Source organism: Mycobacterium sp., from assembly GCF_040398885.1.
Lineage (GTDB): Bacteria > Actinomycetota > Actinomycetes > Mycobacteriales > Mycobacteriaceae > Mycobacterium.
In genome coordinates, this window is record NZ_JBBATF010000112.1 from 1 (window position 1) to 10,281 (window position 10,281).

General features: G+C 67.8%; 15 protein-coding genes. 12 read left to right on the forward strand and 3 right to left on the reverse strand.

The window, feature by feature from the left end:
• A partial coding sequence (locus ADBZ5U_RS11205; protein ID WP_526265397.1) for an STAS domain-containing protein occupies positions 1-322 on the forward strand: 322 nt, incomplete at its 5' end.
• A gap of 4 nt (positions 323-326) precedes the next feature.
• Positions 327-728 (forward strand): ATP-binding protein, encoded by a 402-nt coding sequence (locus ADBZ5U_RS11210; RefSeq protein ID WP_526265399.1) that lies wholly within the window; start codon positions 327-329, stop codon positions 726-728.
• On the opposite strand, the gene ADBZ5U_RS11215 is transcribed toward ADBZ5U_RS11210, so the two are convergent.
• A complete protein-coding gene (locus ADBZ5U_RS11215; protein WP_526265401.1) occupies positions 725-1,390 on the reverse strand; it encodes a helix-turn-helix transcriptional regulator in 666 nt (221 codons plus the stop codon). The two genes, ADBZ5U_RS11210 and ADBZ5U_RS11215, sit on opposite strands and share 4 nt — an antisense overlap.
• A gap of 277 nt (positions 1,391-1,667) precedes the next feature.
• On the opposite strand from ADBZ5U_RS11215, the gene ADBZ5U_RS11220 reads away from it, so the two are divergent.
• The gene (locus ADBZ5U_RS11220; protein WP_526265403.1) at positions 1,668-1,961 is read left to right on the forward strand and encodes a hypothetical protein; all 294 of its coding nucleotides are present in this window, start codon (positions 1,668-1,670) and stop codon (positions 1,959-1,961) included.
• 21 nt (positions 1,962-1,982) lie between these two features.
• On the opposite strand, the gene ADBZ5U_RS11225 is transcribed toward ADBZ5U_RS11220, so the two are convergent.
• On the reverse strand, positions 1,983-2,789 hold the full coding sequence (locus ADBZ5U_RS11225; RefSeq protein ID WP_526265422.1) for an RNA polymerase sigma factor SigF: 807 nt from the start codon (positions 2,787-2,789) through the stop codon (positions 1,983-1,985).
• 148 nt (positions 2,790-2,937) lie between these two features.
• Complete coding sequence (locus ADBZ5U_RS11230; protein ID WP_526265424.1) at positions 2,938-3,357, reverse strand: DUF1942 domain-containing protein; 420 nt, start codon at positions 3,355-3,357, stop codon at positions 2,938-2,940.
• A 138-nt stretch (positions 3,358-3,495) separates the two neighbouring features.
• Between ADBZ5U_RS11230 and ADBZ5U_RS11235 the strand changes: the two genes are divergently transcribed.
• The 9 genes from ADBZ5U_RS11235 (at position 3,496) to rplR (ending at position 10,142) form a co-directional block, all read left to right on the forward strand.
• Positions 3,496-5,847 (forward strand): arylsulfatase, encoded by a 2,352-nt coding sequence (locus ADBZ5U_RS11235; protein WP_526265405.1) that lies wholly within the window; start codon positions 3,496-3,498, stop codon positions 5,845-5,847.
• 85 nt (positions 5,848-5,932) lie between these two features.
• Positions 5,933-6,817, forward strand: a complete 885-nt coding sequence (locus tag ADBZ5U_RS11240; protein ID WP_526265407.1) for a formylglycine-generating enzyme family protein — start codon at positions 5,933-5,935, stop codon at positions 6,815-6,817.
• Between the two features lie 470 nt (positions 6,818-7,287).
• A complete protein-coding gene (gene rplN / locus ADBZ5U_RS11245) occupies positions 7,288-7,656 on the forward strand; it encodes a 50S ribosomal protein L14 (RefSeq protein ID WP_313675097.1) in 369 nt (122 codons plus the stop codon).
• Complete coding sequence (gene rplX / locus ADBZ5U_RS11250) at positions 7,657-7,980, forward strand: 50S ribosomal protein L24 (RefSeq protein ID WP_526265410.1); 324 nt, start codon at positions 7,657-7,659, stop codon at positions 7,978-7,980.
• Positions 7,977-8,561, forward strand: coding sequence for a 50S ribosomal protein L5 (rplE, locus tag ADBZ5U_RS11255; RefSeq protein ID WP_526265412.1), 585 nt, complete (start codon positions 7,977-7,979; stop codon positions 8,559-8,561). The genes rplX and rplE overlap by 4 nt, the downstream gene beginning before the upstream one ends.
• A gap of 3 nt (positions 8,562-8,564) precedes the next feature.
• Positions 8,565-8,750 (forward strand): type Z 30S ribosomal protein S14, encoded by a 186-nt coding sequence (locus ADBZ5U_RS11260; RefSeq protein ID WP_526265414.1) that lies wholly within the window; start codon positions 8,565-8,567, stop codon positions 8,748-8,750.
• A gap of 15 nt (positions 8,751-8,765) precedes the next feature.
• On the forward strand, positions 8,766-9,164 hold the full coding sequence (gene rpsH, locus ADBZ5U_RS11265; RefSeq protein WP_526265416.1) for a 30S ribosomal protein S8: 399 nt from the start codon (positions 8,766-8,768) through the stop codon (positions 9,162-9,164).
• A gap of 28 nt (positions 9,165-9,192) precedes the next feature.
• Positions 9,193-9,732 carry a 50S ribosomal protein L6 gene (gene rplF / locus ADBZ5U_RS11270; protein ID WP_526265418.1) on the forward strand — a complete coding sequence of 180 codons (540 nt, stop codon included), beginning with the start codon at positions 9,193-9,195 and terminating at the stop codon, positions 9,730-9,732.
• 2 nt (positions 9,733-9,734) lie between these two features.
• Complete coding sequence (gene rplR, locus ADBZ5U_RS11275) at positions 9,735-10,142, forward strand: 50S ribosomal protein L18 (RefSeq protein WP_526265420.1); 408 nt, start codon at positions 9,735-9,737, stop codon at positions 10,140-10,142.
• The last annotated feature ends 139 nt before the right edge of the window (positions 10,143-10,281 follow it).

Sequence of the window (10,281 nt, forward strand, 5' to 3'; positions counted from 1 at the left end):
GACAATGGATTCCGGTGTTGCGGTGATAAAACCGGAGGGTCGGCTGAACCTGACGGCGGCCCCGGCATTGCGCGAGCAACTGCGCCGCTTGATCCAGGCCGGCAACACCCGACTGGTCGTCGACCTGTCCGGCGTGAGCGGCGTCGACTCCTCGGGTCTTGGCGCACTGATCTCCGGACTGAAGGCGGCCCGGCAGGCCGGCGGCGACCTGCGCATCGCCGCGCCCGGCCCGCAGGTCAGCGCAGTGTTGGAACTGACGAACCTGAATCGGGTTCTGGCGGTCGTCGACTCCGCGGGCGGCGCCTTCGACGGGCCGGGCTGACGCCGTGATCCTGGAGACCGTCACCGGTCCGCACACCCTCGACGAGATTCAGCAGACCCTCGACGACATGTGGGCGGCCCACCCCGAGGTGCCCGACGACATCCGGATGCAACTGGCCATCGCGGTCGCCGAGATCGGCGCCAACATCATCGAGCACGCCAGCGGCGGCCGGCCGATACCGGTCCGGATGGAGGTGCGCCTCCTGCCCGGCGAGGTGCACGTCGAGTTCACCGACCACGGCGCTTTCGCCGCGCAGGTGGACCTGACCGCCGACCCGGACCCCGTCGACGAGTTGGCCGAGCGCGGTCGCGGCCTGCGTCTGGCGCAGGCGGTGCTGGGCCGGCTGTCCTACCGCCGCAACCATGTGGCCAACCACTGGCTCCTGGTCAGCAAGCGGTTCGGCTAGCGGCCCTCATCGCCGGCGCCGACGGTGGTGAACCGCATGGTGCGCGCGACGGCGCCAGCCTCGGACCGCGAACCCACCCCGAGTTTGGTGAGCACGCTGTGCACATGGTTCTTGACGGTGTGCACCGTCACCGAGAGCCGGGATGCGATCTGCTGATTGGTCAGACCCTGTTCGAGTAGCCGCAGGATCTCCCGCTCGCGCTCGGTGAGCATGTCGTGGTTGCCGCCGGCTTCTGTCTCGGCAGCCGCGGCGTAGACCTGCCGCAGCAGGATCGCCGACACCTGCGCCGAACATTGCGCCGGGCCGTTGCCGGCACCGCGGATCAGCGTCAGAAGGTGTTCGAACGACTCCGAACGCAGATGCAGCCCGGCCACCCCGGCCTCGGCACAGGCGACTATCTCGGACTCCCGCTCCGGGGACAGGCCGGTGACGATCACCCGGGTGCGCGGATCCATGTCGAGGATCACCTGCAGCAGGGTGACGCTGTCCTTGGTGTCGATGTTGAGCACGACGACGTGCTTCAGGCCGACGTCGACGTTGGCGAACAGAGAGGGCAGGTCCCACGCACCCACGACGTCGAGGTGGTGCGCCGATAGCTGGGCGGCCAGGCACTCCCGGGCGAGCCTGCAGTCGTCCAAGACCACGACGTGGGTGCCGGTCAAAATCCGTTCCTCCCGTTCGATGTCGCCCCTCCAGTGTTAACCACAAAGCCTCCACGGCAAACAGCCGAGTCCGATTCGCCGATACCGGCCTGTGTTCAGCAGGATGAACCCCACCGGGATGTATTTGCTATCGCAACGAGCGTGGCCGGATTCGGGCAAGCCGGGACCACAACAGGACTGGATCCCGTTTCGCTCCAACGGTGGATGTACCGCGGCCACGGCACCGCCGAATAGTTGGAGTCAGTCGGCCAGTTCGCGCGAGAGGATGAGTCACCGTATGCCCCAGTCAGAACGGGGTCCGACCCCGGTGCAGGTGCCCAACGCCGATTCCGTCGCGGCGGTCGTCGCCAGGGCGGTGACGATCGACGCGGCCGCCGAATCGCTCACCGGCGTGGGCTGGCAGAGCCGGGTCGCCGGCAACAGGATCAACGTGGCCAATCGCGTCTTCGCCCGGTTCATCGACGACCAACCCGGACGACCCACCTGGGTGGTCTACGGCATCGGCGACAAGCCGCCGGTCCGGATCGTCGTCGCCAACCATCAAGCCGACCAGTGGGGTGAAGTCCGTTAGCAGCAGACCGGCTCCCAGTGTTCACGCCGCATCAGCGACGGTGATCTGCGCCCGAATCCGGTCCAGCGATTTCGCCAGCAGCCGCGAGACGTGCATCTGGGAGATGCCCACCCGCTCGGCGATCTGGGTCTGGGTCATGGACTCGAAGAACCGCATCATCAGCACGGTGCGCTCCCGCTGCGGCAGGGTGGCCAGCAGCTTGCGGAGCAACTCCCGGTTCTCGATCTGTTCCAGGCCGTGGTCGATCTGGCCGACGACGTCGGCAAGCGGCTGGCTGTCGTCGTCGTCCCGTCCGCCGCAGTCGATGGACAGCGTGGTGTAGGAGTTGGCGGCGATCAGGCAGTCGACGACCTCCTGACGCTCCACGCCCATCTCCGCGGCCAGTTCCGAGGCGGTCGGTGCGCGACCGAGGCGCTGGGACAACTCGGCGGTGGTCGCGTTCACCCGCAGGTGCAGTTCCTTGAGCCGGCGGGGGACCTTCACCGACCAGCCGTTGTCGCGGAAGTGCCGGCGGACCTCGCCCATGATGGTGGGCACCGCGAAGTACAGGAAGTTCGAACCGATCTCGACGTCGAAACGGGTGACGGCGTTGACCAGCCCGACCCGCGCCACCTGAACCAGGTCGTCGCGTGACTCCCCCCGGCCGTGGAAGCGGCGGGCGATGTGGTCTGCCAGCGCCAGATTGCGTTCGACGATCGCGTCGCGGCGGCGCAGGTACTCCGGCGAGCCGTGCTCCACCGCGGCCAGTGCCCGGAACTCCTCCAGCGTGGCGGAAACCTCGGGGTCCTGCGGGTGTGTCGACGAAAGCGGCGGGTTGGAATGTTCGATGGGAAGCACACTCAAATGGTGCGTGACCCGATCGGGCTGCCCAATAGATCGACGGAGCGAATCGCTATCTAGACCTCGGCGATCCGGGCACGCGGCGGCGACCGGCACGAGGTCCCGGCCGGTTGCGCATGACCCCGCCTCCGCGGGTCTACGGACCCCAGATCATCAGGTCCTCCATGCCGTTGTTCATGGTCACCGTGGTCGGCGGGGGGCCGGTGACGTCGAAGTGGATCTTGCCGCTGGACCGGGCGCCCTGCGCGATGGTGGCGCCGCTGATGTTGGTCGGGCTGGCCACCTCCCACAGCACCCGGTAGGCGGCACGGTATGGGGCCACGGCGTTGAACTGCGAAATCGCCGGTGTGACGCTTCCGCGGATGGCCTTGACGGTGGCGGTGGCCTCCCAGAGCGTTCCGGCCACCCGGTGGCCCGGCATCACGTCGGCGCTGGGCTGCAGATTGCCCACCTGCCAGCTGAGGACGACCTGGCCGACCGAGTCGGTCATGGTCAGCTCGCTGCCGAGCCTGCCGACCAGGGGATAGGCGGCTGAGGCCGGGGGCGCGGCGACCATCGCGGCGACGGTCGCCACCACGGCGGCTGTTCTGAGCGAAGGTGAGATTCCCGGCACGGATCCTCCAAGTATTCGGTGTGTCGTGGTGGTAGTTCACCGTGGCGCGCGGTTGCAAACCTGCACAGGTAGGTTCGCCTCATGGCTGCTGAGTTCAACGGCAAGATCGCCCTCGACATCCGCGACTCCGAACCGGACTGGGCCGCGTTCGCCGCACCCGCCGCGCCGGCGAACGCCCCCAACGTGCTCTACCTGGTCTGGGACGACGTCGGCATCGCCACCTGGGACTGCTTCGGCGGACTGGTGCAGATGCCGGCCATGACCCGCATCGCCGAACGGGGCGTCAAACTGACCCAGTTCCACACCACCGCGCTGTGCTCGCCCACCCGGGCCGCGCTGCTGACCGGGCGCAACCCCACCAGCGTCGGGATGGCCACCGTCGAGGAGTTCACCGACGGTTTCCCCAACTGCAGCGGCCGGATCCCCGACGACGCCGCACTGCTCTCCGAGGTCCTGGTCGGACGCGGCTGGAACACCTACTGCGTCGGCAAGTGGCATCTGACTCCACTGGAGGAGTCGAATCTGGCCGCCACCAAACGGCATTGGCCGCTCGGCCGCGGCTTCGAGCGGTTCTACGGCTTCCTCGGCGGGGAGACCGATCAGTGGTATCCCGACCTGGTCTACGACAACCATCCCGTCGACGCTCCGGCCACCCCGGAGCAGGGCTACCACCTGTCGGCGGACCTGGCCGACAAGACCATCCAGTTCATCCGGGACGCCAAGGTGATCGCCCCGGACAAGCCGTGGTTCACCTACCTGTGTCCCGGCGCCGGCCATGCGCCCCATCACGTGTTCAAGGAATGGGCCGACCGCTACGCCGGCACGTTCGACATGGGCTACGAGAAATACCGCGAGATCGTGCTGGCCAACCAGAAGAGGCTCGGGATCGTGCCGCCCGGCACCGAACTGTCGCCGATGAACCCCTACGCCGACGTGAAGGGACCCGACGGCCGGCCGTGGCCGGCGCAGGACACCGTGCGGCCGTGGGAATCGTTGTCGGACTCCGAAAAACGGCTGTTCGCCAGGATGGCCGAAGTGTTCGCCGGTTTCCTGTCCTACACCGACGCCCAGATCGACAGGGTGCTGGACTACCTGGAGGAGTCGGGCCAACTGGACAACACCATCATCGTGGTGATCTCCGACAACGGCGCCAGTGGCGAGGGCGGTCCCAACGGTTCGGTCAACGAGGTCAAGTTCTTCAACGGCTACATCGACACCGTCGAGGAGAGCCTGCGGTTCTACGACGAACTGGGCGGCCCGGCCACCTACAACCACTATCCGACCGGCTGGGCGATGGCGTTCAACACGCCCTACAAGCTGTTCAAGCGCTACGCCTCGCACGAAGGCGGCATCGCCGACACCGCGATCATCTCCTGGCCCGCCGGTATCAGCGCCCATGGCGAGGTGCGGGACAACTACGTCAACGTCGCCGACGTCACCCCGACCGTGTACGAACTGCTGGGCATCACCCCGCCGGACACCGTCGGCGGCGTCCCGCAGAGACCGATCGAAGGGGTGAGTTTCGCTGCGGCGCTGAAGGATTCGACCGCGAACACCGGTAAGGTCACGCAGTTCTACACCATGCTCGGCACCCGGGGAATCTGGCACGACGGCTGGTTCGCCAACACCGTCCACCCGGCCAGCCCGGCGGGCTGGTCGCACTTCGAAGACGACCGCTGGGAGCTGTTCAACATCGCCGCCGACCGCAGCCAGTGCCATGACCTCGCCGCGGCCCAACCGGGGAGACTGGCCGAACTCAAAGACCTGTGGTTCACCGAAGCCGGCAGATACAACGGGCTTCCGCTGGCCGACCTCAACATGCTGGAGACGATCACGCGGTTCCGCCCGATGCTGTCGGCGGGGCAGCAGACCTTCACCTACTACCCGGGCATCGCACCGGTGGGCCTGGGCGCGATGGTCGAACTGCGCGGGATGTCCTATTCGATTCTGGCCGAGGTCGATGTCGAGTCGCCGGATGCCGCGGGTGTGCTGTTCAAACAGGGCGGCGGCCACGGCGGGCACGTGTTGTTCGTCAAGGACCGCCGCCTGCACTACGTCTACAACTTCATGGGTGAGGACGAACAGGCGGTGGCCGGCCCCGAGCCGATCCCGTCGGGCAGGCACGTCTTCGGCGTGCGCTACGAGCGCACCGGCACCGCCGAGGGCAGCCACACCCCGGTCGGCACGGTGTCGCTGTACGTCGGCGACGCCGAAGTCGCCACCCTGGAGGGGGTGCGCACCCATCCGGTGACCTTCGGGCTCTCCGGCGCAGGGGTTCAGGTGGGCCGCAACAGCGGGCAGGCGGTGTGCGGCGCCTACACGGCGCCGTTCGCCTTCACCGGCGGAACCGTCGCCAAGGTGGTGGTGGACACCTCCGGCGCGCCGTATGTGGACCGTGAGAGGGAGTTGGCGCTGGCCTTCGCCCGGGACTGAGGTCTCGGTGTCACTCACCGGCGAATCCGGGGAGAGGACGGCACTCCCGCACACACGTACGGTGCCGACCGCCTAGGCTGTTGCGGTGCTCACCGAACTTGTCGACCTGCCTGGCGCCTCATTCCAGATGGGTTCGAAGGACTTCTACCCGGAAGAGGCGCCCATCCACACCGCCACCGTGGAGGCGTTCGCGATTGAACGCCACCCGGTGACCAACGCGCAGTTCGCGGCGTTCGTCGAGGCCACCGGGTACGTCACTGTCGCCGAACGCCCGCTGGACCCGGCTCTTTACCCGGGTGTGGCCGAAGAGGATCTGCTTCCGGGAGCGCTGATCTTCCGCCCGACCCCCGGCCCGGTGAACCTGCGCGACTGGCGGCAGTGGTGGGATTGGGCCTCCGGCGCCAACTGGCGCGCACCCTTCGGGCCCGGCAGCGACATCGCCGGCAAGGAGGATCACCCCGTCGTGCAGGTGGCCTATCCCGACGCCGGGGCCTACGCCGCCTGGGCCGGCCGGCGGCTGCCCACCGAGGCCGAGTTCGAATACGCCGCCGGCGCCGGCGTCACCACCGCCTACGCCTGGGGCGACGAGCCGACTTCGGACGGCAAGCTCATGGCCAACACCTGGCAGGGCCGATTCCCGTTCCAGAACAACGGCGCGCTGGGCTGGGTCGGCACCTCCCCGGTCGGCACGTTCCCGCCCAACGGGTTCGGTCTGATCGACATGATCGGCAACGTCTGGGAGTGGACCACCACGAAGTACTCCGAGCACGGCCACGTCCTGGACGCGCCGGCGAGTTCATGCTGCCCGACGTCGACCGAACCGGACCCGACCCTCATTCAGGCGCTCAAGGGCGGTTCGCATCTGTGCGCCCCGGAGTATTGCCACCGCTTCCGTCCCGCCGCCCGGTCCCCGCAGTCCCAGGACAGTTCCACCACCCACATCGGGTTCCGCTGCGTGGTCAGCCGGTAGCCGCGGCCGTGTTCCCGCCACCTGGGTGACCGCCCGCGTCGGTGTGCCGGGGCACCCGGTAGGCGGCGGAGGTGAAGGCGGTGTCTTCGAACATGCCCACCGGAGGCGCGGCGGTGGACAGCAGAGTCGCCCGCCCGTCGGCGAGGGCGATCGCGGGGGATGGCCGGCGCTGCCGTAGGTCAGGGTTCGCGGGACACCCGCACCGGGCCCGTCAGGTCCGAATCACTGCAATCCTCGACGCTAACACCGACGTAGGGTCAGGGGGGGGGCTTCGGTGGCCGCCGGTGAAAACCCCCGGATTTGGCCGGCGAGGTGGCCGTCACCTAGTATTCGGGGGTTGCCCGGGGCAGACCTCGGCCGGCCTCGTTCGCGAAGTCGGCCCCGCGTGCCCTCGGGTGACGAAGACCGCGCACGTCAGGTCCTTTCGGCCTGCCCAGGATGCCTTGGCGTGCACAACGTAGGGAGATCTGGTGATTCAGCAGGAATCGCGGCTCAAGGTCGCCGACAACACCGGCGCCAAGGAGATCTTGTGCATCCGGGTGCTCGGCGGCTCGTCGCGCCGGTACGCCGGCATCGGCGACATCATCGTGGCGACCGTCAAGGACGCCATCCCGGGCGGCAACGTCAAACGTGGCGACGTGGTCAAGGCCGTCGTGGTGCGCACCGTCAAGGAGCGTCGCCGGCCGGACGGCAGCTACATCAAGTTCGACGAGAACGCCGCTGTGATCATCAAGAACGACAACGACCCGCGTGGCACCCGCATCTTCGGCCCGGTCGGCCGTGAGTTGCGGGAGAAGCGCTTCATGAAGATCGTCTCGCTGGCCCCGGAGGTGCTGTAAGTGAAGATCCACAAGGGCGACACCGTGCTGGTGATCTCCGGCAAGGACAAGGGCGCCAAGGGCAAGGTCATCCAGGCCTTCCCGGAGCGCAACCGGGTTCTGGTCGAGGGTGTCAACCGGATCAAGAAGCACACCGCGAACTCGGCGAACGAGCGCGGGGCCTCGTCCGGCGGCATCGTCACGCAGGAGGCCGCGATCCACGTGTCCAACGTGATGGTCGTCGACTCCGACGGCAACCCGACCCGGGTCGGCTACCGCGTCGACGAGGAGACCGGCAAGCGGGTCCGCACTTCCAAGCGCAACGGCAAGGACATCAAGGCATGACAACGGATACCCATTCGCCGGCCCGGGCCGAGAAGGTTCAGCCGCGGCTGAAGCAGCGCTACCGCAACGAGATTCGCGACGCCCTGAACAAAGAGTTCGACTACGCCAACGTGATGCAGATCCCGGGCGTGCACAAGGTGGTCGTCAACATGGGTGTCGGCGACGCCGCCCGCGACGCCAAACTGATCAACGGCGCGGTCAACGACCTCGCGCTGATCACCGGTCAGAAGCCGGAGATCCGCAAGGCGACGAAGTCCATCGCCCAGTTCAAGCTGCGCGAGGGCATGCCGATCGGTGCCCGGGTGACCCTGCGCGGCGACCGGATGTGGGAGTTCCTGGATCGCCTGGTCTCGATCGCCCTGCCGCGTATCCGCGACTTCCGCGGTCTGAGCCCCAAGCAGTTCGACGGCCACGGCAACTACACCTTCGGACTGGCCGAGCAGTCGGTGTTCCACGAGATCGACGTGGACTCCATCGACCGGCCGCGCGGCATGGACATCACCGTCGTCACCTCGGCGACGAACGACGACGAGGGACGGGCGCTGTTGCGGGCGCTGGGCTTCCCGTTCAAGGAGAAGTGAGCAATGGCAAAGAAGGCGCTGGTCAACAAGGCCAGGAAGAAGCCGAAGTTCGCAGTGCGGGCCTACACCCGCTGCAACAAGTGCGGACGCCCGCACGCCGTGTACCGCAAGTTCGGCCTGTGCCGGATCTGCCTGCGCGAGATGGCACATGCCGGCGAACTGCCGGGCGTTCAGAAGTCCAGCTGGTAGGAGGGACGCGCAACCATGACCATGACTGATCCGATCGCCGACTTCCTCACCCGTCTGCGCAACGCCAACTCGGCCTACCACGACGAGGTGACCCTGCCGCACTCGAAGATCAAGGCCCACATCGCCGAGATCCTCAAGACCGAGGGTTACATCAGCGACTTCCGCACCGAGGATGCCCGGGTGGGCAAGGCGCTGGTGGTCAAGCTCAAGTACGGCCCCAACCGGGAGCGCAGCCTTGCCGGCCTGCGCCGGGTGTCCAAGCCTGGCTTGCGGGTCTACGCGAAGTCCACCAATCTGCCGCGGGTGCTCGGCGGGCTGGGCGTGGCGATCATCTCCACGTCCGCCGGCCTGAAGACCGACCGTCAGGCGGCACGTGAGGGCGTGGGCGGCGAAGTCCTCGCGTACGTGTGGTAGCCGGGGACAGGGAAAGCAGGGTTTAGACATGTCGCGTATTGGTAAGCAGCCGGTGCCGGTCCCGTCCGGCGTCGACGTCAACATCGACGGCCAGAACATCGCCGTCAAGGGCCCCAAGGGCGCCCTGGAACTGACCGTCGCGGAGCCGATCGTGTTGTCGCGCAACGACGACGGCGCCATCGTGGTCACCCGCCCCGACGACGAGCGGCGCAGCCGTTCGCTGCACGGGCTGTCGCGCACCCTGGTGGCCAACCTCATCACCGGGGTGACCGAGGGCTACACCACCAAGATGGAGATCTTCGGCGTCGGCTACCGCGTGCAGCAGAAGGGCAGCAACCTCGAGTTCGCCCTGGGCTACAGCCACCCGGTCGTCATCGAACCGCCCGACGGCATCACCTTCACGGTGGAGGCCCCCACGAAGTTCTCGGTGTCCGGAATCGACAAGCAGAAGGTCGGCCAGATCTCGGCGGTCATCCGTCGCCTGCGCCGCCCCGACCCGTACAAGGGCAAGGGCGTGCGGTACCACGGCGAGCAGATCCGCCGCAAGGTCGGAAAGACAGGTAAGTGACCATGGCCAGTACTCAGACAAACACCGTCGAGCGCAAGCCGGTCGGCACCACCGTCTCGGCCGCCCGCCGGGTCTCCCGGCTGCGCCGGCACAACCGGCTGCGCAAGAAGGTCGTGGGCACCGGGCAGCGTCCGCGCCTGGTGGTCAACCGCTCCTCGCGGCACATCCACGTGCAGTTGGTCAACGACGCCAACGGCACCACCCTGGCCGCCGCGTCGTCCATCGAGGCCGACGTCCGCGCGGTCGACGGCGACAAGAAGGCTCACGCCAAGCGGGTCGGCCAGTTGATCGCCGAGCGCGCCAAGGCCGCCGGCATCGAGGCCGTGGTCTTCGACCGCGGCGGCAACACCTACGGCGGCCGGATCGCCGCGCTCGCCGACGCCGCCCGCGAGAGCGGACTGAAGTTCTAGCCGGCGGGCAGGAGCGAAGCGACATGGGAATCAATGAGATGACGTACAACGGAAGGACCGCATGATGGCGGAGCAGACTTCGGCTCCCGAGGCGGCGCCGAACACCGGCGCCCCCACTGCGGGCAGCCGCACCGACGAG